The organism is Streptococcus oralis, assembly GCF_006175905.1.
Classification (GTDB): Bacteria; Bacillota; Bacilli; order Lactobacillales; family Streptococcaceae; genus Streptococcus; species Streptococcus oralis_BG.
In genome coordinates this window covers 453,596-479,543 of sequence record NZ_SSNB01000003.1, presented here as the reverse complement: position 1 = coordinate 479,543, position 25,948 = coordinate 453,596, and the positions used below count along the sequence as shown (strand labels likewise).

The 25,948-nt window shown below is 39.4% G+C and carries 27 protein-coding genes and 2 pseudogenes; 28 read left to right on the top strand and 1 reads right to left on the bottom strand.

Annotated elements, in window-relative coordinates:
- Window positions 1-15 precede the first annotated feature (15 nt).
- From E7Y33_RS08110 to E7Y33_RS08085, 6 genes are all read left to right on the top strand, one after another.
- Window positions 16-855 (top strand): carbohydrate ABC transporter permease, encoded by an 840-nt coding sequence (locus tag E7Y33_RS08110; protein ID WP_001183243.1) that lies wholly within the window; start codon window positions 16-18, stop codon window positions 853-855.
- Window positions 856-1,083: 228 nt separating this feature from the next.
- Window positions 1,084-1,536, top strand: coding sequence for a NanQ anomerase/TabA/YiaL family protein (locus E7Y33_RS08105; RefSeq protein ID WP_000575451.1), 453 nt, complete (start codon window positions 1,084-1,086; stop codon window positions 1,534-1,536).
- Window positions 1,537-1,556: 20 nt separating this feature from the next.
- Window positions 1,557-2,201, top strand: coding sequence for a YesL family protein (locus E7Y33_RS08100; RefSeq protein WP_139690189.1), 645 nt, complete (start codon window positions 1,557-1,559; stop codon window positions 2,199-2,201).
- A gap of 170 nt (window positions 2,202-2,371) precedes the next feature.
- Complete coding sequence (locus E7Y33_RS08095) at window positions 2,372-3,289, top strand: dihydrodipicolinate synthase family protein (RefSeq protein WP_049500131.1); 918 nt, start codon at window positions 2,372-2,374, stop codon at window positions 3,287-3,289.
- A 17-nt stretch (window positions 3,290-3,306) separates the two neighbouring features.
- Window positions 3,307-4,191: an ROK family protein gene (locus tag E7Y33_RS08090; RefSeq protein ID WP_139690188.1), complete on the top strand. Its 885-nt coding sequence runs from the start codon at window positions 3,307-3,309 to the stop codon at window positions 4,189-4,191.
- Between the two features lie 355 nt (window positions 4,192-4,546).
- Complete coding sequence (locus E7Y33_RS08085; RefSeq protein WP_041954457.1) at window positions 4,547-4,915, top strand: EXLDI protein; 369 nt, start codon at window positions 4,547-4,549, stop codon at window positions 4,913-4,915.
- A 331-nt stretch (window positions 4,916-5,246) separates the two neighbouring features.
- Here the strand turns inward: E7Y33_RS08085 and E7Y33_RS08080 are convergent, their stop codons facing one another.
- A complete protein-coding gene (locus tag E7Y33_RS08080; protein ID WP_139690187.1) occupies window positions 5,247-6,098 on the bottom strand; it encodes a MurR/RpiR family transcriptional regulator in 852 nt (283 codons plus the stop codon).
- A gap of 255 nt (window positions 6,099-6,353) precedes the next feature.
- Between E7Y33_RS08080 and pbp2b the strand changes: the two genes are divergently transcribed.
- The 22 genes and pseudogenes from pbp2b (at window position 6,354) to ftsZ (ending at window position 25,948) form a co-directional block, all read left to right on the top strand.
- Window positions 6,354-8,396 carry a penicillin-binding protein PBP2B gene (gene pbp2b / locus E7Y33_RS08075; RefSeq protein ID WP_139690186.1) on the top strand — a complete coding sequence of 681 codons (2,043 nt, stop codon included), beginning with the start codon at window positions 6,354-6,356 and terminating at the stop codon, window positions 8,394-8,396.
- Between the two features lie 10 nt (window positions 8,397-8,406).
- Window positions 8,407-9,003, top strand: coding sequence for a recombination mediator RecR (gene recR / locus E7Y33_RS08070; protein ID WP_000966754.1), 597 nt, complete (start codon window positions 8,407-8,409; stop codon window positions 9,001-9,003).
- 303 nt (window positions 9,004-9,306) lie between these two features.
- A complete protein-coding gene (locus E7Y33_RS08065) occupies window positions 9,307-9,582 on the top strand; it encodes a TIGR04197 family type VII secretion effector (protein ID WP_139690185.1) in 276 nt (91 codons plus the stop codon).
- A gap of 3 nt (window positions 9,583-9,585) precedes the next feature.
- Entirely contained in the window at window positions 9,586-9,942 is a 357-nt protein-coding gene (locus E7Y33_RS08060; protein ID WP_139690184.1) for a TraB/GumN family protein, read from the top strand.
- Window positions 9,933-11,663: an LXG domain-containing protein gene (locus tag E7Y33_RS09585; RefSeq protein ID WP_237665656.1), complete on the top strand. Its 1,731-nt coding sequence runs from the start codon at window positions 9,933-9,935 to the stop codon at window positions 11,661-11,663. The genes E7Y33_RS08060 and E7Y33_RS09585 overlap by 10 nt, the downstream gene beginning before the upstream one ends.
- Before the next feature lie 4 nt (window positions 11,664-11,667).
- Complete coding sequence (locus E7Y33_RS08050) at window positions 11,668-12,294, top strand: TipC family immunity protein (RefSeq protein WP_139690183.1); 627 nt, start codon at window positions 11,668-11,670, stop codon at window positions 12,292-12,294.
- A 208-nt stretch (window positions 12,295-12,502) separates the two neighbouring features.
- Entirely contained in the window at window positions 12,503-13,006 is a 504-nt protein-coding gene (locus E7Y33_RS08045; protein WP_237665655.1) for a hypothetical protein, read from the top strand.
- A 5-nt stretch (window positions 13,007-13,011) separates the two neighbouring features.
- Window positions 13,012-13,860 (top strand): annotated as a pseudogene (locus E7Y33_RS08040) (virulence protein); the annotation flags it as partial.
- Between the two features lie 10 nt (window positions 13,861-13,870).
- A complete protein-coding gene (locus E7Y33_RS08035) occupies window positions 13,871-14,479 on the top strand; it encodes a hypothetical protein (protein WP_139690181.1) in 609 nt (202 codons plus the stop codon).
- A complete protein-coding gene (locus E7Y33_RS08030; protein ID WP_139690180.1) occupies window positions 14,476-15,102 on the top strand; it encodes a hypothetical protein in 627 nt (208 codons plus the stop codon). Before E7Y33_RS08035 ends, E7Y33_RS08030 begins: the two co-directional genes overlap by 4 nt.
- Complete coding sequence (locus tag E7Y33_RS08025; protein WP_139690179.1) at window positions 15,099-15,725, top strand: hypothetical protein; 627 nt, start codon at window positions 15,099-15,101, stop codon at window positions 15,723-15,725. Before E7Y33_RS08030 ends, E7Y33_RS08025 begins: the two co-directional genes overlap by 4 nt.
- A pseudogene (locus tag E7Y33_RS08020) lies at window positions 15,722-16,337 on the top strand (hypothetical protein). The gene E7Y33_RS08025 and the pseudogene E7Y33_RS08020 overlap by 4 nt, the downstream one beginning before the upstream one ends.
- A 51-nt stretch (window positions 16,338-16,388) precedes the next feature.
- A complete protein-coding gene (locus tag E7Y33_RS08015) occupies window positions 16,389-16,922 on the top strand; it encodes a thiol-disulfide isomerase (protein WP_139690178.1) in 534 nt (177 codons plus the stop codon).
- 83 nt (window positions 16,923-17,005) lie between these two features.
- Entirely contained in the window at window positions 17,006-17,533 is a 528-nt protein-coding gene (locus E7Y33_RS08010) for a thiol-disulfide isomerase (RefSeq protein ID WP_139690177.1), read from the top strand.
- 179 nt (window positions 17,534-17,712) lie between these two features.
- Entirely contained in the window at window positions 17,713-18,345 is a 633-nt protein-coding gene (locus tag E7Y33_RS08005) for a TipC family immunity protein (protein ID WP_139690176.1), read from the top strand.
- 124 nt (window positions 18,346-18,469) lie between these two features.
- A complete protein-coding gene (locus E7Y33_RS08000) occupies window positions 18,470-18,967 on the top strand; it encodes a hypothetical protein (RefSeq protein WP_139690175.1) in 498 nt (165 codons plus the stop codon).
- A 104-nt stretch (window positions 18,968-19,071) separates the two neighbouring features.
- Window positions 19,072-20,115, top strand: a complete 1,044-nt coding sequence (locus tag E7Y33_RS07995; RefSeq protein ID WP_139690174.1) for a D-alanine--D-alanine ligase — start codon at window positions 19,072-19,074, stop codon at window positions 20,113-20,115.
- A gap of 83 nt (window positions 20,116-20,198) precedes the next feature.
- On the top strand, window positions 20,199-21,572 hold the full coding sequence (locus E7Y33_RS07990; RefSeq protein ID WP_139690173.1) for a UDP-N-acetylmuramoyl-tripeptide--D-alanyl-D-alanine ligase: 1,374 nt from the start codon (window positions 20,199-20,201) through the stop codon (window positions 21,570-21,572).
- A complete protein-coding gene (locus E7Y33_RS07985; protein WP_049501410.1) occupies window positions 21,559-22,170 on the top strand; it encodes an NUDIX hydrolase N-terminal domain-containing protein in 612 nt (203 codons plus the stop codon). Before E7Y33_RS07990 ends, E7Y33_RS07985 begins: the two co-directional genes overlap by 14 nt.
- A 193-nt stretch (window positions 22,171-22,363) precedes the next feature.
- Window positions 22,364-23,068, top strand: coding sequence for a YwaF family protein (locus tag E7Y33_RS07980; protein WP_139690172.1), 705 nt, complete (start codon window positions 22,364-22,366; stop codon window positions 23,066-23,068).
- Window positions 23,069-23,304: 236 nt separating this feature from the next.
- The gene (gene ftsA / locus E7Y33_RS07975; RefSeq protein WP_000196346.1) at window positions 23,305-24,675 is read left to right on the top strand and encodes a cell division protein FtsA; all 1,371 of its coding nucleotides are present in this window, start codon (window positions 23,305-23,307) and stop codon (window positions 24,673-24,675) included.
- A 16-nt stretch (window positions 24,676-24,691) separates the two neighbouring features.
- Window positions 24,692-25,948: a cell division protein FtsZ gene (gene ftsZ / locus E7Y33_RS07970; RefSeq protein ID WP_000144261.1), complete on the top strand. Its 1,257-nt coding sequence runs from the start codon at window positions 24,692-24,694 to the stop codon at window positions 25,946-25,948.

Sequence of the window (25,948 nt, the reverse complement as noted above, 5' to 3'; positions counted from 1 at the left end):
AGAAAGGAGACAGTTATGCAACCTACACAAAAGAAACCCTTAACAGCTTTCACTGTTATTTCAACGATTATCTTGCTCTTGTTGACCGTGCTGTTCATCTTTCCATTCTACTGGATCTTGACAGGGGCCTTCAAATCACAGCCTGATACCATTATGATTCCGCCACAGTGGTTCCCTAAAATGCCAACCATGGAGAACTTCCAACAACTCATGGTGCAAAACCCTGCTATGCAGTGGATGTGGAACTCTGTATTTATCTCACTGGTAACCATGTTCCTAGTTTGTGCAACCTCATCTCTAGCAGGATATGTCTTGGCTAAAAAACGTTTCTATGGTCAACGCATCCTCTTTGCAGTCTTTATTGCTGCCATGGCTCTTCCAAAACAAGTTGTCCTTGTACCATTGGTACGTATCGTTAACTTCATGGGAATTCACGATACTCTTTGGGCAGTTATCTTGCCTTTGATTGGATGGCCATTTGGGGTTTTCCTCATGAAACAGTTCAGTGAAAATATTCCAACAGAATTGCTTGAATCAGCTAAAATCGACGGTTGTGGTGAAATTCGCACCTTCTGGAGCGTAGCCTTCCCTATCGTGAAACCAGGATTTGCAGCTCTTGCGATTTTTACCTTCATCAATACTTGGAACGACTACTTTATGCAGTTGGTTATGTTGACTTCACGTCAAAACTTGACCATATCACTCGGGGTTGCGACCATGCAGGCCGAAATGGCAACCAACTATGGTTTGATCATGGCAGGTGCAGCTCTTGCAGCCGTGCCAATCGTAACCGTCTTCCTTGTCTTCCAAAAATCCTTCACTCAGGGTATCACTATGGGAGCTGTTAAAGGATAAGACCTTGCGAAAATCGAATTCAAACTACGTCAGCATCACCTTGATATACTTAAGTATTGCCTTCAGTTAGCTTTCTAGTTTGTTCTTCGGTTTTCATTGAGTATAAGAGAATACAGAGTTATAAGTGTCTACAAAATGGAGAGTATGCAGTTACTTCGTGAAGTTTTGTCAGACACTTATAAACTTAATTTATGATTTTAGTTAACTATCAGAAATGAAGGAAACAGTATGATTTTTGACGATTTGAAAAACATCACCTTTTACAAAGGGATTCATCCCAATCTAGATAAGGCTATCGACTATCTCTACCAGCACCGTAAGGATTCTTTCGAACTAGGTAAGTATGAGATTGACGGGGACAAGGTCTTTCTAGTTGTTCAGGAAAATGTCCTCAATCAAGCTGAAAATGATCAGTTTGAGCATCATAAGAACTATGCAGATTTGCATTTGTTGGTAGAAGGACATGAATATTCGAGCTACGGTTCACGTATCAAAGACGAGGCAGTAGCATTCGATGAAGCGAGTGACATTGGTTTTGTCCATTGTCATGAACGCTACCCACTTTTGTTGGGTTATCACAATTTTGCAATTTTCTTTCCAGGGGAGCCTCACCAGCCAAATGGCTACGCAGGTATGGAAGAAAATGTTCGCAAATATCTCTTTAAAATTTTGATTGATTAAAAGAATCAGGAGGAGTAAACATGGCACAAAAAGGAGTGAGCCTTATCAAGGCAGCATTTGATACAGATAACTTTCTCATGCGTTTCAGTGAGAAGGTCTTGGATATCGTGACAGTCAATCTTATTTTTGTCGTCTCTTGTTTGCCCATCGTGACGATTGGAGTGGCGAAAATCAGCCTTTACGAGACCATGTTTGAGATTAAGAGAAGCAGACGAGTTCCAGTTTTCAGAACCTATCTAAGAGCCTTCAAGCAAAATCTGAAACTGGGTTTCCAGTTAGGTTTGCTGGAGTTAGGCATTGTGTCATTAAGCCTTCTAGATCTCTATCTCTTCTGGGGTCAGACTGCTTTGCCTTTCCAGATTGTGAAAGCTATTTGTTTGGGGATTCTCATCTTCCTCACTCTCGTGATGTTGGCTAGTTATCCCATCGCTGCGCGCTATGATTTGTCTTGGAAAGAAGTGTTGCAAAAAGGGCTTATCTTGGCAAGTTTTAACTTTCCATGGTTCTTCCTCATGTTAGCCATTCTCTTTCTTATTGTGATGGTTCTTTATCTATCCGCCTTCACTCTCCTTTTGGGTGGGTCAGCCTTTATCCTCTTTGATTTTGGTTTGCTGGTCTTTCTCCAAGCAGGATTGATGGAGAGAATTTTCGCCAAATACCAGTAGGATGGCTTGTTTCTGAAACTACTTTCAATCGTTACAGTTTCTAAAATACAAGTAGAAACTAAAATCTAAGTGTATACAAGATATTGAAAGCGATTTTCACAAGGTGTATACTAAACTTGTAAAAAATAGAACTGCTCTTAGCAGAAAAAAGAAATCTTAGGAGAAAATCTATGTCAGATTTGAAAAAATACGAAGGTGTCATTCCAGCCTTCTATGCATGTTATGATGATCAAGGAGAAGTAAGTCCAGAGCGTACGCGTGCCTTGGTTCAATACTTCATTGATAAAGGTGTTCAAGGTCTCTATGTCAATGGTTCTTCAGGTGAATGTATCTATCAAAGTGTGGAAGACCGCAAGTTGATTTTGGAAGAAGTTATGGCAGTTGCTAAGGGCAAATTGACCATCATTGCTCACGTAGCTTGCAATAATACAAAGGATAGTATGGAACTTGCTCGCCATGCGGAAAGCTTGGGAGTAGATGCTATCGCAACAATCCCACCTATTTACTTCCGTTTGCCTGAGTACTCAGTTGCTAAATACTGGAATGACATTAGTGCTGCAGCACCAAATACAGACTATGTTATCTACAATATTCCTCAATTGGCAGGAGTTGCTTTAACTCCAAGTCTTTACACTGAAATGTTGAAGAATCCTCGTGTTATCGGTGTGAAGAACTCTTCTATGCCAGTTCAAGATATCCAAACCTTTGTGAGCCTTGGTGGGGAAGACCATATCGTCTTTAACGGTCCAGATGAACAGTTCCTAGGAGGACGCCTCATGGGTGCTAAAGCCGGTATCGGTGGTACATATGGTGCGATGCCAGAACTCTTCTTGAAACTTAATGAGTTGATTGCTGAGAAAGATTTGGAAACAGCGCGTGAATTGCAATACGCTATCAACGAAATCATTGGCAAACTCACTGCTGCACATGGAAATATGTACTGTGTCATCAAAGAAGTTTTGAAGATCAATGAAGGTTTGAACATTGGTTCAGTTCGTTCACCATTGACACCAGTAACTGAAGAAGATCGTCCAGTTGTAGAAGCAGCTGCAGCCTTGATTCGTGAAACCAAGGAGCGCTTCCTCTAATCCATAAGGAGGTATTTATGACACACTACGTTGCAATTGATATTGGTGGAACCAACATCAAATATGGTTTGATTAACCAAGAAGGTCAACTTGTTGAATCGCATGAAATGCCAACTGAGGCGCAAAAGGGTGGGCCGCATATTTTACAAAAGACAAAAGATATCGTTTCCAGCTATTTAGAAAAAGGCCCAGTAGCAGGTGTTGCCATTTCTTCTGCAGGAATGGTGGATCCTGATAAGGGTGAAATCTTCTATGCTGGTCCTCAAATTCCTAACTACGCAGGAACTCAGTTCAAAAAGGAAATCGAGACGAGCTTTGCCATTCCTTGCGAAATTGAAAATGATGTCAACTGTGCAGGTCTAGCTGAGGCAGTATCTGGTTCAGGCAAGGGAGCGAGTGTCACACTTTGCTTGACCATTGGAACCGGTATCGGTGGTTGCTTGATTATAGATGGCAAGGTTTTCCATGGATTTAGCAATTCGGCCTGCGAAGTCGGTTATATGCATATGCAGGATGGAGCTTTCCAAGACTTGGCTTCTACGACAGCTTTGGTAGAATATGTGGCAGCAGCTCATGGTGATCCAGTTGATCAGTGGAATGGCCGACGCATTTTCAAGGAAGCTACTGAAGGAAACAAGATTTGTATGGCTGGTATTGACCGCATGGTAGACTACCTTGGGAAAGGTCTGGCAAATATTTGCTACGTTGCCAATCCAGAAGTGGTCATTCTCGGTGGCGGTATCATGGGGCAAGAGGCTATCCTCAAGCCGAAGATCCGCACAGCTTTGAAGGCGGCCTTGGTACCAAGTCTAGCTGAAAAAACACGATTGGAATTTGCTCATCACCAAAATACAGCAGGTATGTTGGGAGCCTATTATCATTTCAAAACAAAACAATCCTAGTTTGGAACTATAGAATTAAGAAAAACACTGAATCACTACTTGAGTGAAAACTGTTTTGCTTAATTCTTTTTTTGATGATAGAAAAAACGTCAAGTATATGAAAAGCAGTGGAAAGACAAAGAGAATTACAAAAAAGAACGATAGGAGCAGAATTCCTACCATCGAAAAATATATGAGAGGAGATAGCCTTAGAAGACGGTACAAGCACTCTACTTTTTTTCTAAATCCTAAATCTAATCCAAAAAGAAAAAAGTGATATAATGAGATGAACGAGAATTTGACAAATTGGAATTTGTTTTCCTTGGGTTCCTTGGTTTTCACTTTTGTCCAATTTTTGAATATATGGAGGTAAATTATGGAATATAAAGAAATAAAATTAAACGTTTCAAATAATAAAATCAGAGAATATAAGCAATTTGAAGGCATGAAATTATATTCTGATTTTTTCAAATCTGAAGACGGAAGAAAATTAACTAATAAAAGAGTATATGTTACAAGAAAACAAAATTATGTTTATTATGAAAGAACGGATGTGAATTGGAATTATTGGTCGAATAAAGATAGTTATAATTCAGATTTTATTCCAGATAATGTTGAACATGATATTATTTTTGAGATTTCTTCAGAACTAAGCACCTTTAGTAAACATTTAGGAAAAGAACTGATTGAAAAAATAGAGTTAAAATATAAAAATGGAGAGATTTTAGAAATATTAGACATTTAATCCACTGGTTTAATTAGAGTAATTATTAAAATATAAGATCTTTATACTCATATATTCAAATCTCGGTTTGTAGAAGCGAAACAATTAAATAAAACCATTAAAGAGGAAGTAAAAGTAAATAGCGATACTTCCTTTTTGTTGTCAAACATTCAAAAACGGAATGGAAGATCACCTATGCTCCAATTATCATTTTATACTCAATGAAAATCAAAGAGCAAAGTAGGAAGCTAGCCGTAGGCAGTACTTGAGTACGGCAAGGCGAAGCTGACGTGGTTTGAAGAGATTTTCGAAGAGTATCAAGACAAAACAATCCTAGTTTGGTTAAGCCAAACTAGGATTTTCTAACGCGTTTTTGTCTACGATAGCCATTGAGCTTTTTATTTTCCCAATAACTATTAAAGATTTTTTCCTTGCTCTCGCGATTGATTTCTAAAAAGTAGGCATAAATCAAATCTATTAAAATGAGCATAGGGAGTTGAGCGGAAATACGCTGGATGTAAGAAGATTGACTATGACTTGCGACAAGGACTGTTTCGGTGTAGGCCTGACAGTCTTTGCTAGGAGAACTGGTAAAGAGAATGGTCTTGGCTCCCATGTCCTTGGCATCCAGCAAACTATCGAGGACGGATTGGGTAGTGCCTGAGAGAGAAAAGCCAAGTACCAGACAATTTTCATCCATGATACTAGTCGTCCAAGCAAAGCCATCCTGATCGGTCAAAGCTTCACAGACAACACCTAGACGCATAAAGCGCAGTTTCATCTCACGGGCAATCAGACCAGAACTTCCCGTCCCAAAAAAGTAAACTCGTTCAGCGTCATCGATTAATTGGGCAACTCGTTCCAGTTGTTCTTCGTCAATCAAATCCTGTGTTTGTTCTCTCATGATACTGTAGCTTCGTAAAACACGTTTGGTCAAAGGACTGTGTTTGTGCGAATGAGTGTCCGGTTTACTAGCCTGATGCTGGTATTGAAAGACGAACTCTCGGTAGCCTGTAAAACCACACTTTTTGGCAAAGCGGGTCAAGGCTGCTTGGGAGATATGTAATTTCTGGGTAACTTGCTGAGAAGAGAGATCATCTTGGATCGTTTCAGCTTGCAAAAAATAGCGAGCGATTTCTTGCTCGAGCTCGGTTAATTCTTCAAAATGGAGGTCGATTATGGTTGCGATATCTGGCTTGTTCATGAGGCTCCTTTTTATGAGTCAAAGTCTTAAAAGTTAACGCTTTCCTAACTATTACTATCATTATATCATAGAAAATAGGATAACCAAATAAAAAGGCATTTTCAGTTAAAAGTCAAAAAATGCTTCGACTTTTCCAAGAGTTTCTCCGTAAAATATGGTACAATGAAATGTACTGAGCTTCACCTATTTACTCTATTATTTTAGGGGAAATAAAGGTAAAAATCAGAAATTTTTCTAGAAAAGAGTCTTAGTTGTATGAGAAAATTTAATAGCCATTCGATTCCGATTCGGCTTAATTTATTATTTGCGATTGTCATCCTGCTCTTTATGGCCATTATTGGTCGATTGTTATACATGCAGGTGATCAATAAGGATTTTTATGAAACAAAATTGGCCTCAGCCAGCCAAACAAGGGTAACAACCAGTTCAGCTCGTGGACAGATCTATGATGCGGCAGGGAAACCCTTGGTAGAAAACACTGTCAAGCAGGTTGTTTCTTTCACACGAAACAATAAAATGACAGCAGCTGAATTGAAGGAGACAGCCAAGAAACTCCTCACATATGTAAATGTAACCTCTCCTGATCTGACAGATCGACAGATTGCGGACTATTACTTGGCTGACCAAGAAATTTACAAGAAGACAGTCGAGGCCCTTCCAAGTGACAAACGCCTGGATTCAGATGGAAATCGCTTACCAGAAGCGGCCCTCTACAATAATGCGGTTGAAAGCATTGACGTGAGTCAACTTAATTATACAGATGACCAGAAAAAGGAAATCTATCTCTTTAGTCAGCTCAATGCTGTTGAAAATTTTGCAACGGGAACCATTTCTACGGATGCCTTAGATGATACACAAGTTGCTCTCGTTGCATCAGCGTCCAAGGAATTACCAGGTATCAGCATTTCAACCTCATGGGATCGTAAAGTACTGGACACTTCTTTATCGACGATCGTCGGTAGCGTTTCAAATGAAAAGTCAGGACTTCCAGCAGAAGAAGTTGATGCCTATCTCAAAAAAGGATATTCTCTCAATGACCGAGTGGGAACTTCCTATCTTGAAAAGCAATATGAAGATGTTCTTCAAGGCAAACGCTCCGTCAAAGAAATCCACCTCGATAAACACGGAAATATGGAAAGTGTGGAAAATATCGAAGAAGGAAGCAAAGGAAACAACATCAAGTTAACGGTTGACCTAGCTTTCCAGAATGGTGTGGACGACCTACTCAAGAGCTACTTCAACTCAGAGTTGGGTAACGGTGGAGCCAAATACTCTGAAGGAGTCTACGCTGTAGCCCTCAATCCTAAAACCGGTGCAGTTTTGGCCATGTCAGGTGTCAAGCATGATGTCGAATCCGGGAAATTAAGTTCAGATTCGCTTGGAACGATAACCAATGTCTTTGTGCCAGGATCTGTTGTTAAGGCAGCGACCATCAGCTCTGGTTGGGAAAATGGAGTCTTGTCAGGTAATCAAACCTTGACAGACCAGCCGATTGTTTTCCAAGGTTCGGCCCCAATCAATTCATGGTACACCTTGTCCTATGGCTCTTTCCCTATCACAGCAGTTGAGGCTCTAGAATACTCTTCTAATACCTATATGGTTCAGACTGCGCTAGGAATCATGGGACAGACCTACACACCAAACATGGTGGCCGCAACGGGACAGTTAGAGACTGCAATGGGCAAATTGCGATCAACCTTTGGGGAATACGGACTCGGAGCTTCAACAGGGATTGACCTCCCAGATGAATCCACAGGATTTACGCCAAAAGAATTTGATTTAGGGAACTATATCAATAATTCCTTTGGTCAGTTTGACAACTACACACCGATGCAGTTAGCCCAGTATGTCGCAACCATTGCAAACAATGGTGTGCGTTTAGCTCCTCACATCGTTGAAGGGGTTTATGGAAACAATGACCAAGGTGGCCTAGGTAGTCTGGTTCAAGAAACAGCCACTAAGGAACTGAACAAGGTCAATATCTCAGAATCAGATATGGCTATCTTGCAACAAGGTTTCTATCAAGTTTCGCATGGAACGAGTGCTCTGACAACTGGTCGTGCCTTTTCAAATGGCGCAGCCGTTTCCATCAGTGGAAAGACAGGTACTGCCGAAAGTTACGTTAATGGTGGTCAAAAAGCCAATAATACCAACGCGGTCGCCTATGCACCGACCGAAAATCCCCAAATCGCGGTCGCGGTCGTCTTTCCTCATAACACCAACCTTACAAACGGTGTCGGACCTTCGATTGCACGCGACATTATCAATCTTTATCACCAACACCATCCAATGAATTAGAAAGGAACTTATGCTGTATCCAACACCTATTGCCAAGCTGATTGATAGCTATTCAAAGTTACCAGGTATCGGGATTAAAACGGCTACCCGCCTAGCCTTCTATACTATTGGAATGTCTGATGACGATGTCAATGAATTTGCCAAAAATCTCCTGTCTGCTAAGCGGGAATTGACCTATTGTTCCATCTGTGGTCGTTTGACGGATGATGACCCTTGCTCAATTTGTACGGACCCGACTCGAGACCAGACAACGATCTTGGTGTTAGAGGATAGTCGCGATGTGGCTGCTATGGAAAATATCCAAGAATACCACGGCCTCTATCACGTCTTGCACGGCCTCATTTCTCCGATGAATGGTATCAGCCCAGACGATATCAACCTCAAGAGTCTCATGACACGTCTTATGGATAGTGAGGTTTCAGAAGTGATCGTGGCAACCAATGCGACAGCGGATGGAGAAGCGACCTCTATGTATCTCTCTCGTCTCCTCAAGCCAGCTGGCATCAAGGTCACTCGCCTAGCACGAGGACTAGCCGTGGGAGCAGATATCGAGTATGCGGATGAAGTCACCCTCTTACGAGCCATTGAAAATCGGACAGAGTTGTAGGAGTCAGTAAAAACGTAGCTCATTTTGACACATAAGACAAGCCCTAGGAATTTTTCTTAGGGCTTGTTTTTTTCTGTTTCTCACGAGGGGAGGACAAACCTTGCTAATAAAACTACTCAAACTATAAGGCATCAGAAAAGGGATCTCCAAAATCATTAATGCCGCCTTTGTCAAACTCATTCACTGAGCGATAGAGTTTATTCTAAGGAGATGAGCGCATTTGCCCTTAGGATTTGTTTTGAAATCGTACTATTTTTGTGTTATGATATGGTCAATATATCATAAATAAGGGGAGTTTGAAGTATGGGTGGAAAGATAAAATCTAGCACGATAGCAGCAGAGGCAGCTATTAATGAATTGGTCGGGTATGACACGAGTGACAAACAAAATCAGCAGGTAGAATTTTCATATACATCTGGAATCCCTGGAATGGAAGCGGGACGTCAGACCTGCAATCAAATGCTTCAGGCGGTCAGTGATTTCAGCGCGGCTGTTTTGACCCAAGCAAATAAGTTTCCAGAAATTGCTCATAGGATTGAAAAACGTGATATAGAGCAAGCTAAGAGATGGAGTCACTAAGGAATGGCAGATAGAAATGAAGAAAAGCGCACAGAAATTTGGCGTAAGATTGTCAAGATAGAAGATAAGGAAGAAAGTCTTCAGACTCTAAAAAGACAATATGAACAGCAGGTAACTCACTTTCACTCAGAAATCCAGAGTATCAATCATCGTATGGCTACTCTATTGACTCTATCACCCAGTTCTCGTCAAGTGATAGAGCAAATCGAAAGTGATAGTAGAACCATTCAGCGACAGGTCAACTCTTATGTAGAAGAGGAGCTGGACACGTTGGAAAAACAAACGAAGAAGGCTCGTCGCTCTTTCGATGAAGCCAGAGAAGAACTGATAGCAGAAAGGAATCGGCTACCATGGGAGTAAAATACAGCGCACAAGAATCCCAAGAATTGATTCAGGCCATGACTAACAACCTCCAAGTCGCGAATGAAGTGACAGATCGCTTATCTAGTGGTTGTGACCACCTCATTTCAACCTTGGACTCAGGTGAACTGACAGGAGCAGCCTACACAGCTGGTAAAGGTCTCTTTACAGACATTATCATCCCCAGTATCAAAAAGCTCCAAGCGGCGATAGACGATATCCAACTAGAGTTGACATCCTACAAACATGCGGATGCTCAGGTTTCTGGATATGGTGATTTGGACCTAGACCAGCTCAAGGAACTGAAAAAGCTGAGGGAAGAGCAGTTAGCTATCGTAGAAGCTCAGATTCAAGTGAGGGAGAACTGGCTAAATCAAATCACAGACCTCTTTAGTCTCAATTGGGGGAAAGCCTTCTCTGAAAAAACCATCCTCTACAATACCAAGTCTCAAATCGAGTCAGGTATTCAGGATTTGGAAGACAAGATTGAAAAACTAGAATTTTTTGTCTCACAGGTTTCCCAGTATTTCAGTGATAGTCTAGAAGTCCTTAGCTTAGCCATCAAAGGAGCCACACAACTGAGCAAAATCATTGTCGATAGCGATGGTAACTACTATGCGGACGGTCTGGACATGAGCTGGGTGCAGAAGATGAAGGATGTGAAGATTGAGTCATTGAATTATAAAGCAGAGAATAAATCAGATAAATTTATAAATATGCTAGTTGAACAGTATGGCTTTGATAAAGAGATGAGTGGACTGATTACTGAAATATCCACATTGATTGATGAAAAATTCCCGTATTTATCTCAAACAGAACGGGAACAACTTTTGTTAGTAACATTAGGAAGTTTTATATATTCAGAAGGATATGAGAGTGGTGAATCAATGAAAGATAAGGCTAAAGGATATATTAGTGATGTCAGTTGGATGGACGTTGCTGGCACACCTTCGGATATAACTGGCCTCCCACTTGATGGTAAAACATTGTTGAAACATTTGGGATTAACTGATAATCAAATAACCAAGTTACGTTATAATATTCGATTACAAAGTCAAATTTCCTCAGGAATATATAGAAACTATGCTGGTATGAACGTTGATGAACGAAAAAAATATAAGTCAACTTATGAAAAAGTCTATGGTGTTCAATTGACCGACGAGATGTTCGAGGAAAAATGGAATGAAAAGTACTCTTCCTTTTATGGAAAAGGAGATTTTGCTCATTTCTCTATTACTACAGCATCGAACTTAAATAATAGACTTAGAGGAAGTGATTTAACAAAATTTGGACACGAGAATGTTAGCGACTTTGCAGGTTGGTTAGGTGATGCGACGCTTACTGATAGTGATGATATTAGTTTTGGAAATGACGATTATAAAGCAGACTTAGATGCGGTAAATATCACTCAAAAAATGAAACGAAAAAAAATATCATATATTGAAGCTTCAAATGAGTATTACTCAGAAATGAAACGAGGCGAATACACTCGTGCAGAAAAATTTGTAGAGTATAAATCGGTAGAAGAAATTAAACAAAAAATTTTCACAAAATTACTACCAGATAATATGAAATATGTGGAAGAATCGGGAATGCAATCGCATTTTGAATTACCTAATGAAGAACAGTGTATGGCCTACCTACAAAAAAATTACCCAAGTACTTATAATTTCATTCGAAATATTGAAACAGGTAATCAAGAATTGACAGAGATGAGGTGATTAGATGAGGAAGAAAAAATTTGTAATTTTTTCATTGTTAATGGTTCTATTATTATCTTTCTCTGGTTTTCAGTATTATAAATATCAGAGAGTTCATAATATTTTTGATGAAATATACTACGAAGAAAGTGATTATCACAATTATACATTTCTCTGGAAAGGTCGAGCTTTTTATAAGTTAAAAGGGTTAAAAATTATCGATAATGGATCTCAAGATTTATATAAACATTCTATTGATTATAAAAGTGTAAATTTACCAAACACTATTCATTCTCTAGGTTATTATTTTTATTTTGGATTTCAGGAGATGACGAAAGTTGGGATAGAAATGCGTTTGAGACTGCCAGATACAGAGACAACCATAAATGTAGATTACCAGTACGATGTAAACAATCAGCAATTAGAACGGTTTATGTGGTACTATGATGATGAGAGTACAGGATATTTTCAGCAATCTCAAATAGAAGCCTTTCTAGCGGAGCATGGAAAGACTGTCGATGAGATTCGCAAGGAAGCAGATAATGTACTCCGTAATAAAGTCCTTAAAGACTGGACCACTATCTACTCTAGTCGTTTTAGCCCAGATAATTGGGGAGAAGTGACAGTTAAGGATATATGGAGAACAGAATAACAAAAGGAACGACGAGGTAATAGTTTTATAAAGGCAGGTTGCCATGAAACAATTCTTAAGAATGTTTTGTAAAAAAGGAGTTGCTTTGGAGAAGTAAATGAGAATTAAAAGTAAGTATATCCTATTTTTTCATTTTTACATTGTATTGTTCATTGTTAAGCCAATCTATCAATATTATTCATTTTCTAATATGGAAGTTAAAAGCAGTATGATTGAATTGATTCAAGATAAATATGAAAAGTACTGGAATGATATTGATAGACATATTCATTTAGAAAAATCTAAAGAGAACGGTCAAAACATAGGAATTATTTATGTTATTGATAACGATAATCAAATTGAAAGTAAGATTTCATCTAAAGAGGGTGAAGTATTGTTCAGTTACAACAATAGATTACAGGGAAACAAGCGTGTTGAAATTAGTTGGTTAAATGGAGAGAAATGGCTTCGTCATTCTGGGGAATACTGGAAATTGGTAGCCGATAATAATACTATTATTGAAAGCAGGACAGGAACTTCAGTAACTGTTTGGGAACAACGTTCGGATAATGCGATGAGTCGGTTACATACAGTTTTAAATCAGATGAGAAAAATTGTTTTAAATCACTTGCTTCAGAAAATCTTGTACTATTCCATAGCTTTGGCCTGCTTTCTTTTGGGGTGGAAAATATATTATCTTTTAAGGAAGTATCGAAATTCGCAGGGATTCTGAACTTCAATAAAGCTTCTAGAGATATGATGCTATCGGACAATGGAGATGCCTACTATCGTGCCGAATTAAAGAAGCGTTTAAAAGGCCACGACAAGTCCGAATGGGATAAAATAATTGACGACTACAATCACACTCTTAAGATTGATGAGATGGGGAATATCATTGAAATTTCCCCCTTGGAACAAGGCTATGTCGTTTCAAAAAACGGGAAATACGATGCTGACTATACTCATTTGGTTAACAAAAAGCTTGATGAACTAAAAGCCCAAAACTTTGAAGCAAATTCAGTCGAATTTTGGAGTGGAGTAGCTCAAATTTTCTCTGGTTTAGGAGTCTACTTTGCGAGTGGTGCTCTCGAAACATTGAGTATAATGGCTAGTCCACCAACAATGGGAGGAAGTATCGTAGTTGGTACCGCAGTATCTGTATCAGTGGTACAATATGGAAATGTACTGATATCTAGTGGAGCAGTAACTAGCTTATCAGCTATTACAAATACGGCCTTACTAAATGGCGAAATTCAGGTTAATTATTCTAGCAACTACAACAGCTGGCAGGCAAATAAACCGACGAGTAAGTCTTTTGGAAAAAAAATTTCTGGACGAGTTAACGGTAAAAAAGTCGATAATATTCGAGTTGATGCGGAGCCAGATAGTGGGAAAATCCAAGTTCAATCGGGGAGTGGAAAGTCAGGTTATAACCTCGACATAGATATTGAAGCCTCAACTATTTCAAGTAGGCAGGATATTGTAAACTGGGTAAATGAACAATCTGAACTAAATGGACTTGGAAAAGGAGCTAAAGAAGAAGTTATCAAAAATATGTGGAAAGCTTTTAAATACTTGACGCAATAAGGAGTGAACAATGAAATTATATTTAAAAGGTGATTATACAAAAAGAGTACCTTATGGCTATTTGGAACTAGCTGGTAAAATGTGGTTTCCAGAAGATGAGCAAATTTCTTACTCAAATGCTGGGAACAATGATGCATTACAAGAAGATTTTTTCTCAAATTTATCCTTGAGGAAAGGCACTGCCGATAAGAGATGGTCTAGTGTCCCCCTAAAGGAAGGGGTACGAAGACTCTTTTCACATATTAAGGAAAGTATTGAAATTAATTTTGAAGATGCATTTGCTACGGATTATAATGAAAAGGGAGACTATCTCCGTATTTTAACCACCCATCTAGAAGTTTTGACAGTTGATAAACGAGCTATGTACATTATGGCGCTTGAGATTGCAAAGGTGATTGATGGGCAAATTAGCGAGGATAATAAGAAGACATGGCTAACAGTCGAGGAGTTTAGGAAAAAGCACGAGGCTATTCTATCTCTAACTTTTGAAGAAGCAAATAAACTAAGTTTGACTGAAATTCAAACGATGGATGTGGTAGACGACCCTCTTTGGGAGGAAGAAGCCAATCGTCGAAAAGAATATATACTAGCACATGGAGGCGATATCTCAGATTTATGAGACTATATATCAAAAGTGATTTTACGAAAAAAATAGACTTCACAACTAGAGAGCTTGTTTGGAAGATGTGGTTTAAGGAACGGAATGGCAAGAAAATAAGTTTCTCCAATCTTGGTGATGATGCTATGTTACAGGATGATTTCTTTTTTGGAGTTCAATTTGATAAATGGCGATTTAATGATAAACGATGGAATCATATACCATATGACAAGAGTGATCCTTGGAATTCGTTTTCTGATGAAAATATTCAATTGGAATTTGAAAAAACTTTCATTACAGAGTGGAGAGAACGTGGAGATTATCTACGTATCGCAACATCTCATATAGATGTTTTGACGGTTGACAAGCGCGCTTTATACGTTATGGCTATTGAAGTAGCATCTGCCATTGATGGTCAGATTAGCGAAGACGGTAAGCAAAGTTGGCTAAGTGTAGAAGAATTTAAGGAATATCACAAGGATGTTCTTTCACTGACTTATGATGAAGCTGTTGAAATCAGTTTGGAAGAATTAAAGACAATGGTACCGGTAAGAGATCCTCTATGGGAAGAGGAAGAACGCCTTCGCGAAGAATATATCAAAATCCATGGCGAACGTGTTTATGACGATGAGGAAGACGAGTGAGAATATACATCAAAGGTGATTATACTAGAAAAGTGTCATTTGGCTACAGAGAACTCGCATGGAAAATGTGGTTTAAAGAAAGAAATGGTAAAAAAATAAGTTTCTCAAATGTCGGGGATGATGAGATGTTGCAAAATGACTTCTATTTATCTTTACGGTTAGATAAGTGGGGAGCAAGTGGCTCTCGTTGGAAAGATGTCAAGGCAAAAGGGGGCAGTGCAATCAATTCCCAAAAATATGAAAATATTGATTTGGATTATGAAGGAAGTTATGAAAGCGACGGTAGAGAAAAGGGTGCTTATCTAAGAATCGCTTCGAATTATCTAGATGTATTAACAGTTGATAAACGAGCTATGTATATTATGGCACTTGAAATTGCGACTGCAATTGATGGGAAAATTAGTGAAGATGATAAGAAAACATGGCTAACAGTCGAGGAATTCAAGGAAAAGCACCAAGATATCTTATCTCTGACTTTTGATGAAGCAAATGAGATGAGCTTAGAAGAAATTCAAATAATCGACGCTATTGATGATCCCATCTGGGAAGAGTTGGATAGAAAACGTGAAGAGTACATAGCTATCCATGGCGAACGTGTATATGACGATGAGGACGACGAGTGAAACTATATCTTAAAGGCAACTACGAAACTAGTATATACCAAAACTGTATGGAATATCCTTGGAAAATGTGGTTCAAAGAACGTAAGGGAGTGAAAGTTGGTTTTTCTTATGCATTTGATGATAATTTTTATTTGAGTTTAACTCTAGATAAATTTTCTTCAAATGATGAGCGTTGGGGAATGGCTGATTTTAGAATAGGAAAAGACTCTTGGGCGACTTTTAAGCGTGAAAATTTAAATTTAAATTTTGAAGATTCTTATGAAAGTGATGGGCGAGAAAAAGGAGACTATCTTCGAATAATCACGACTCATAAGGATATTCTAACGGTTGACAAGCGAGCGCTCTATATCATGGCGATTGAGGTAGCATCTGTCATTGACGGTCAAATCAGCGAAGACGACAAAGAAACATGGCTGAGTGTTGAAGAATTCAAAACGAAACATAAAGACCTACTGAATATGACCTACGACGAAGCAGTCGATATTAGTTTAGAAGAGATAAAGGTTTTGAAAGCCATAGACGAGCCTCTCTGGGAAGAATTGGATAGGAAGCGCGAGGGAGTATATCCGAATCCATGGAGAGGTAGAGTTGGACGACGAGGAAGACGAGTGAGAACTGATAATCCCACCTATTTGAAAGAGAGTGTTGATAGAGGAAAGGCGAATGTTAGATAAAGTAAAACAGTTTAAGTGGTTGATTGTATTGTCCTTGTTCCTATTAGCGATTCCTTTATATTTTACTTACAATCATTTCCAACAATCTAGTGCTTTAAAAGAAGCTTTTGAAAAAAATGAAAGAATTGAAGTTCTTCATCGTTTGACGTCATCAGGAAAATATGCGTCTGACATCCGAAAAGCAGGCTATGTCGTTCCTCCTGACGGAGCTATTCGTTTGGATGGAGTCATTTATCCATTAGAAATAGAAGGAGAACTACACTTGAAAATTAGCCCTCCAAAAAAAGATGCTAAGGATTTTCAGTTGTTTTTCATTACACAAGTTAATGAAAAACAAACACATATAACTTTTATTTTAGATAAAAATCTGAATTTAATTGATTCTAGTTATTCTCAGCAAAATGGTAACGGGAAAAGAGAGATTGTTTCTATCTCACAAGCCGAAGAAGATTACTTGTTGAGAAGTGTTCAAAGCGAGATTGATGACTTCATGAAAAAAATGTATCAAACCTTGTATGGATAGTTTACCAGAGAAAGTAGCCTCTTGCTCAACGCAATGCTGTATGAACAACACTTCTATGATTACTTAGACAGAGGGAGTAAAAAATGTCGGGACTTAAAAAAATACTAATCGTGATTGGATCTGTAATTGCCTTAGTTACTGGCTTGAATCTTTATTTTCAGTATCAAAACCACCAAGAATATATGCAATTAAAAACCTCTTTTGAAGAGAGGGACAATATAGCCGTCTTACAACGTTTGATGGCATCAGAAAGATATGCGTCTGACATCCGTAAAGCGGGCTATGTTGTTCCTCCTGATGGAGCTATTCGATTGGATGGAGGAATTGACTCCATAGGGATAAAAGGAGACATCGATTTGGATATCTCAAATCCTGGACGGAATGGGGTTACAGCTTATTTTAGAATAGAGATAGATGGTAAAATAACTAGTGTACTATATGAATTGGATAAGAACTTTGATTTAGTTTCTAGCAGCTACTTTCAAGTTAATGAAAACAATATAAAAGAGAGTGTGAACATCTCTCAAGCCGAAGAAGAACGCCTATTAAACATTGTTCAAAAAGAGCTTGAGGCTTTCATGGAAAAGATGTATCAGACTTTGTATGGATAGTTTACCAGAGAAAGTGGCTTCTTGCTCATTACAATGCTTTATGAACATCTGGGCGTATTGAGGAATTTTACTAGAAAAAGATACCGTAGATAAGCTACAAAAAAATTACCCAAGTACTTATAATTTCATTCGAAATATTGAAACAGGTAATCAAGAGTTGATAGAGACGAGGTGATTGGATGAAGAAGAGGAAATTTGTAATTTTTTCGTTGCTAATAGTTTTATTATTATTATTATCTCTCTCTGGTTTTCAGTATTATAAATATCAGAGAGTTCACAATATTTTTGATGAAATATACTACGAAGAAAGTGACTATCACAATTATACCTTTCTCTGGAAAGGTCGAGCTTTTTATAAGTTAAAAGGGTTAAAAATTATCGATAATGGATCTCAAGATTTATATAAATATGCTATTAATTATAAAAGTGTAGACTTACCAAATACTATTCATTCTCTAGGTTATAATTTTTATTTTGACTTTCAGGGTATGACAGAAGTTAACCTGGAAATGCGTTTGAGAATACCAGATTCAGAGACAACTATAAATGTAGAATATCTGTACAATGTAAACAATCAACAATTAGAACGCTATATGTGGTATCACGATGAGAAAAGCGTGAGATATTTTCGTCAGTCTCAAGTAGAAGCCTTTCTAGCGGATCATGGAAAGACTGTTGATGAGATTCGCAAGGAAGCAGATAATGTACTCCGTAATAAAGTCCTTAAAGACTGGACCACTATCTACTCTAGTCGTTTTAGACCAGATAATTGGGGAGAAGTGACAGTTAAGGATACATGGAGAATAGAATAACAAACGGAACGACGATGTAATAGTTTTATAATGGCGGATTGCCATGAAACAATTCTTATGGAGATAATCCAGGAGATGCTAAGACAATTCAAGATGGTATTAATGACTATAAGGAGAGTAACAAATGAACTTGAAGAGAAAATCAAATTGGAATTTAGGTTGCAATTTAGCACTTGTTGGAGTTCTGACAGCTACAATTCTCTTTTTTCTATGGGCACAAAATCTTGGCAAGTATACTCTGCAACCAGGTCAAAGTGTTGAATTGAAAGTTTTTTCTAAAACAGAGCAGCTGGAGTATAATTCAGAATTGATTTTAGAAAAAAAGGATGATGCTAAAGTAAAATTATCGGGCCGAAAAGGATGGGGTATGAATGGAAGTAATACAGTTTATAATGTTGAGAAGCAGTCAATAACTGAGATTATTATTTCCAAAGATGGCACAGAGCGCAAAGACTTATCAAATGATAAGAGTAAAAGTATCTATTTAGAAAGTGATGGAATAGTGGTTCAAGGGGAAATAAAGGAAGTATTTGGTGTGACGGAAGAAACTCCCTACACGATTACCATCACCAATGTAGACGACAAGCCAGCACACTTTGAAGCTCAAGTGGTGGATAGGTAAAATTTCAGCTCTCAAATGAGGGCTTTTTTAGATACAAGTTTCAAAAAAGAAGCAAATATGATATACTAAAGAACGAGTATTCTATTAGAATTAGGACAAGCAATATGAAACAAACGATTATTCTTTTATACGGTGGGCGTAGTGCAGAGCGTGAAGTCTCTGTCCTTTCAGCTGAAAGTGTGATGCGTGCGGTCAACTACGATCGTTTCACAGTCAAGACTTTCTTCATCAGCCAATCAGGTGACTTTATCAAAACGCAAGAATTTAGCCAGACTCCAGGTCAAGAGGATCGTCTCATGACCAATGCGACTATTGACTGGGACAAGAAAATCGCGCCAAGTGCTATCTACGAAGAAGGCGCTGTGGTCTTTCCAGTTCTTCATGGACCGATGGGAGAAGACGGCTCTGTTCAAGGATTTTTAGAAGTTTTGAAAATGCCTTATGTCGGCTGCAATATCTTGTCATCCAGCCTTGCTATGGACAAAATCACGACCAAGCGTGTTTTAGAATCTGTCGGGATCGCTCAAGTTCCTTATGTGGCCATTGTCGAAGGAGATGATGTGACTTCTAAAATCGCTGAAGTTGAAGAAAAATTGACTTATCCAGTCTTCACTAAGCCGTCAAACATGGGTTCCAGTGTCGGTATTTCTAAGTCTGAAAACCAAGAAGAACTCCGCCAAGCTCTAGAACTTGCCTTCCAATATGACAGCCGTGTCTTGGTAGAGCAAGGGGTGAATGCGCGTGAAATCGAGGTTGGTCTCTTGGGCAACTACGATGTGAAGAGCACTTTGCCAGGTGAAGTGGTCAAGGATGTTGCCTTCTATGATTACGATGCCAAGTATATCGACAACAAGATTACCATGGACATCCCGGCTAAAATCAGTGATGATGTGGCAGCTGTCATGCGTCATAATGCAGAAACAGCCTTCCGTGCAATCGGTGGCCTCGGTCTGTCTCGTTGTGATTTCTTCTATACAGATAAGGGCGAGATTTTCCTAAACGAGCTTAACACCATGCCAGGTTTTACCCAGTGGTCTATGTATCCACTACTTTGGGACAATATGGGAATCAGCTACCCAGAACTAATCGAGCGTTTAGTTGACCTTGCTAAGCAAAGTTTTGACAAGCGCGAAGCGCATTTGCTATAAAATGAAAGAGAGGGTAGAAGCCGGAACTATCACTGCAAGGTGAGTCGAGTTCTCGGACTTCAACCCTTTTTAAAGGAGTAGAAATGAAATTAACAATCCATGAAGTTGCCCAAGCTGTTGGTGCTAAAAATGATGTCAGCATCTTTGAGGACACCCAGATAGAAAAAGCTGAGTTTGACAGTCGTTTGATTGGGACAGGTGATTTGTTTGTGCCACTCAAAGGTGCGCGCGATGGTCATGACTTTATCGAAACAGCTTTTGAAAATGGTGCAGCAGTAACCTTGTCTGAGAAAGAGGTTGCAAATCATCCCTACATTCTAGTAGCTGACGTTTTGATTGCCTTTCAACAACTAGCCGCCTACTATCTTGAGAAAACGGCTGTTGATGTCTTTGCCGTAACGGGTTCAAATGGAAAAACGACGACCAAGGATATGTTGGCGCATTTATTGTCAACGACCTACAAGACCTACAAGACACAAGGCAATTACAATAACGAGATAGGACTTCCCTACACGGTTCTCCATATGCCTGAGGGGACAGAAAAGTTGGTCTTGGAGATGGGGCAGGATCACTTGGGTGATATCCATCTCTTGTCTGAATTGGCTCATCCTAAGACAGCCATCGTGACCTTGGTTGGAGAAGCTCATTTGGCCTTTTTCAAAGACCGTTCTGAGATTGCCAAAGGAAAAATGCAGATTGCAGATGGTATGGCACCAGGTTCTTTGCTTTTGGCACCAGCTGACTCGATTGTAGAGGACTACTTGCCTACAGATAAAAAGGTGGTTCGTTTTGGGCCAGGAGCAGAGCTGGAAATCACAGACTTGGTTGAGCGCAAGAATAGTCTGACCTTTAAGGCCAATTTCTTGGGACAAGCCCTCGATTTGCCAGTGACAGGTAAGTACAATGCCACCAATGCTATGATTGCTGCTTATGTGGCTCTACAAGAAGGAGTTTCAGAGGAGCAAATTCGTCAGGCCTTTCAGAACCTAGAATTGACCCGCAATCGTACTGAGTGGAAGAAGGCAGCCAATGGAGCAGATATTCTGTCAGATGTCTACAATGCCAATCCAACTGCTATGAAGTTGATTTTGGAGACATTCTCTGCCATTCCAGCTAATGAAGGGGGCAAGAAAATCGCTGTCTTGGCAGACATGAAGGAACTCGGCGACCAGTCAGTCCAACTCCATAACCAGATGATTTTAAGCCTATCGCCAGATGTGCTGGATACCGTTATTTTCTATGGAGAAGACATTGCCGAATTGGCACAACTTGCCAGTCAAATGTTTCCAATCGGCCACGTTTTCTATTTTAAGAAAACAGCTGACGAGGACCAATTTGAAGACCTTGTCAAGCAAGTCAAGGAAAGCCTCGGTGCCAATGACCAAATTTTGCTTAAAGGCTCTAACTCCATGAATCTAGCCAAGTTGGTAGAAAGTTTAGAAAATGAATGCAAGTGATTTTACCAAGTATCTGCAAAGAATGCTAGCCATTACGGATACTGGATTAACTTTTACAAAAGATCCTTTCGACCGTGAGCGCTACGAGGACTTGCGAATCCTGTTATCTGAAATGTTGAATCAGGTATCAGACCTCGATGCAGAAGAAGTGGCAGAAGTCTTGAAACCAACGTCCGCTTATGCAACTCCTCTGATGGACGTCCGTGCTTGGATTGTTGAGGATGAAAAAGTCTGTTTAGTTAGAGGAAAAGGAGAGGATAGTTGGGCTTTGCCAGGTGGTTTTGGTGAAGTTGGCTATTCTCCAACCGAAAATATTCTTAAAGAAATTGAAGAAGAAACCGGCTTTACAGCAAAAGCTGAAAGGTTACTTGCAGTTTTTGATACCAATCGTTTCCAACTGCAGAGCAAACAATATGCAAAGTTTGTCTTTGAATGTAAGCTTCTTGATGGACAATTTCAAGAGAATCAAGAAATTGCTGACCTTCAATTTTTTGCCATTGACCAATTGCCAGTCTTATCTGAAAAACGCATCACCAAGGACCAAATGGAGATTCTCTGGCAAGTTTATAAAGGACAAAGAGACCAATATGTTGATTAGTTTATGCTAGAGAAGTTGACAAATCAAAAAAGGGTGTCTGCAAGGTGCATTTCTGCAATACAAATGATATAATAGGTTGCGAATTTAAGACGCAAGTGTTCTATGCATGGCATGGAATCAAGTTTTTCAAAAAAATAAAAAGGTCGAGCAGTGACTTTTCTACTGCTCCGGCTAGATGAACGAGGAATAGAATATGAATTTGTGGGATAAATTATTTACCACGCAGATATCAGAACCGCCCCAGTTTGAACTTCACTGGTACATTGGTTTGTTATGTTTACTGGCTCTTACTTTCTATGCTTCTTATCGTTTTCGCGACAAAGTGGCTTACCAGCGTTTTATTCAGATTCTTCAGTCTGTTCAACTGATTGTTCTGTATAGCTGGTATTGGGGAAATCTCATGCCTCTGTCAGAAAGTTTACCCTTCTATCATTGCCGTATCGCCATGTTTGTGATGCTCTTGATTCCAGGAACATCCAAGTACAAACAGTACTTTGCTCTTTTAGGAACTTTTGGAGCAACAGCAGCACTGGCTTACCCTCTCTTTGATCCCTACCCATTTCCACACGTGACCATTTTGTCCTTCATTATCGGACATGTTGCCCTTTTAGGAAATGCGCTTCTATACTTGTTTAGAAACTATCAGCCATCCCTTCTCGATTTGAAGAATGTGGCTGTGATTACCTTCGCCTTAAATGGCTTGATATGGGTTGTCAATTTAGTTGTAGATGGGGATTATGGATTTTTAAACAAACCACCACTTATTGGAAGCTTCGGCCAACCCTTAAATTATCTCATTGTTTCGACTGTTATCGTGATAGCAATTCGCTTAACAGGGAAATTAGTAGAAAATTTTTTACAACAAAAATCGGAAGAATTTATTCAAGAGAAGATCTAAAATGATCTTCTCTTTTTTGGGTTTTTAAGAAGCAGAAAGGAAATTGTGAACGTTAACTTCAAAAAATCTCTTAGAAGAAGAATTTTTCTAGAATTTTCTCAAAAAACATGCAGGAATTTTATCAAAAACTAAGCACGATTGGATTTTTTGTGTTATAATATTCTTTGAATAGCTATGCCCAAACATAGTTATTAAATAGAAGTGAGAAACTTGGAAGACAGAGAGGACGCGATGTAATGACTAGAGATGGTTTTTTTACAGGCTTAGATATCGGAACAAGCTCGATTAAAGTGCTAGTAGCTGAGCATAGAGATGGCGAAGTAAATGTAATTGGTGTTAGTAATGCCAAAAGTAAAGGTGTAAAAGACGGAATTATTGTTGATATTGAAGCAGCTGCTTCAGCAATCAAATCCGCAATCACACAGGCAGAAGAGAAAGCTGGTATTTCTATTAAGTCTGTTAACGTTGGCCTTCCAGCAAACCTCTTGCAGGTTGAACCAACACAAGGAATGATTCCTGTAACTTCAGATACTAAAGAAATCACAGATCAAGATGTTGAAAATGTTGTCAAATCAGCTTTGACAAAGAGCATGACTCCTGACCGTGAAGTGATTACCTTTATTCCAGAAGAATTCATCGTGGATGGTTTCCAAGGAATCCGTGACCCTCGTGGTATGATGGGTGTTCGCTTGGAAATGCGTGGTCTGCTTTACACAGGTCCTCGTACAATTCTACACAATCTTCGTAAGACAGTTGAGCGTGTAGGTATTCATGTTGATAATGTGATTATTTCACCTTTGGCAATTGTGAACTCCGTTCTCAATGAAGGCGAACGCGAATTTGGTGCGACTGTCATCGATATGGGTGGAGGTCAAACTACTGTAGCCACTATCCGTAACCAAGAATTGCAATTCACCAATATCTACCAAGAAGGTGGAGATTACGTTACTAAAGACATTTCTAAAGTCTTGAAAACATCTCAAAAAATTGCTGAAAGTTTGAAACTCAACTACGGTGAAGCTTATGTTCCACTAGCAAGTAACGAAACTTTTCAAGTTGAAGTAATCGGTGAAGTAGAACCTGTTGAAGTGACAGAAAGCTACTTGGCAGAAATTATCTCAGCACGCATCAAACATATCTTTGACCAAATCAAACAAGAGTTGGAAAGAAGACACTTGTTAGATTTGCCAGGAGGTATCGTCCTTATCGGTGGAAATGCAATTTTGCCAGGAATTGTTGAATTAGCCCAAGAAGTATTTGGTGTTCGCGTAAAACTTTATGTACCAAATCAAGTTGGAATTCGCAACCCTGCATTTGCGCACGTGATTAGCTTGTCTGAGTTTGCTGGTAAATTGACTGAAGTCAATCTTCTTGCTCAAAAAGCAGTTAAAGGAGATGAATTCCTTCGTCAAAAACCAATCAACTTTGGCATTCCAAATCAACGTTTGAATCCTGTAGCGCAACCAAGTCCAGCACAAACAGCTCCAGCTGAAACCGTGCAGGAAGCTCCAGTTGCTCCGAAGGAAGAATTCCAAGCAAGTTCTCAAAGTAAACCGAAGCTAACAGAACGTTTCCGTGGTTTGATCGGAAGCATGTTTGATGAATAAAAGAGGATAAGAAATTATGACATTTTCATTTGATACAGCAGCAGCTCAAGGCGCAGTTATTAAGGTAATTGGTGTCGGTGGTGGTGGTGGTAACGCCATTAACCGCATGGTTGACGAAGGTGTTGCTGGTGTAGAATTTATCGCAGCCAACACTGATGTGCAAGCCCTTAGCAGTACGAAAGCAGAAACAGTTATCCAACTTGGTCCTAAATTGACTCGTGGATTGGGTGCTGGAGGACGTCCAGAAGTTGGACGTAAAGCTGCAGAAGAAAGTGAAGAAGCTTTGACGGAAGCTATCACTGGAGCGGACATGGTCTTTATCACTGCAGGTATGGGTGGTGGATCTGGTACAGGTGCAGCCCCTGTTATTGCACGTATCGCTAAAGATCTTGGTGCTCTTACAGTTGGTGTCGTGACACGTCCTTTCGGATTTGAAGGAAGCAAACGTGGCCAGTACGCTGTAGAAGGAATCAACGAACTTCGCGAGCATGTTGATACTTTGTTGATTATCTCTAACAACAACTTGCTTGAAATCGTTGATAAGAAAACGCCACTTCTTGAAGCTCTTAGCGAAGCAGATAACGTTCTTCGCCAAGGTGTTCAAGGGATCACTGACTTGATCACAAACCCAGGATTGATTAACCTTGACTTTGCTGACGTGAAAACTGTAATGGCAAACAAAGGGAATGCCCTTATGGGTATCGGTATCGGTAGTGGTGAAGAACGCGTTGTTGAAGCAGCTCGTAAAGCAATTTACTCTCCACTTCTTGAAACAACTATCGATGGTGCAGAGGATGTCATCGTCAACGTTACTGGTGGTCTTGATTTGACATTGATTGAAGCAGAAGAAGCTTCAGAAATTGTCAACCAAGCAGCTGGCCAAGGTGTAAACATCTGGCTTGGAACATCAATTGACGAAAGCATGAAGGATGAAATCCGTGTTACAGTTGTAGCGACAGGTGTTCGTCAAGAGCGCGTGGAAAAAGTAGTTGGAGCTCGTAACAACCAACCAGTTGGACGTCCATCAACTAAAGCTCCTCAAGCACACACATTTGACCGTCAATTCGACTTGGAAGAGACAGCAGAATTGCCTAAATCAAGCCCACGTCGCTTTGAAACAAACCAAGCGTCTGCTTTTGGAGACTGGGACTTGCGTCGTGAGTCAATTGTTCGCCAAACAGATCCAGTTGTTTCACCGGTAGAACGCTTCGAAACACCAGTTTCACAAGATGAAGATGAATTGGATACACCTCCATTCTTCAAAAATCGTTAA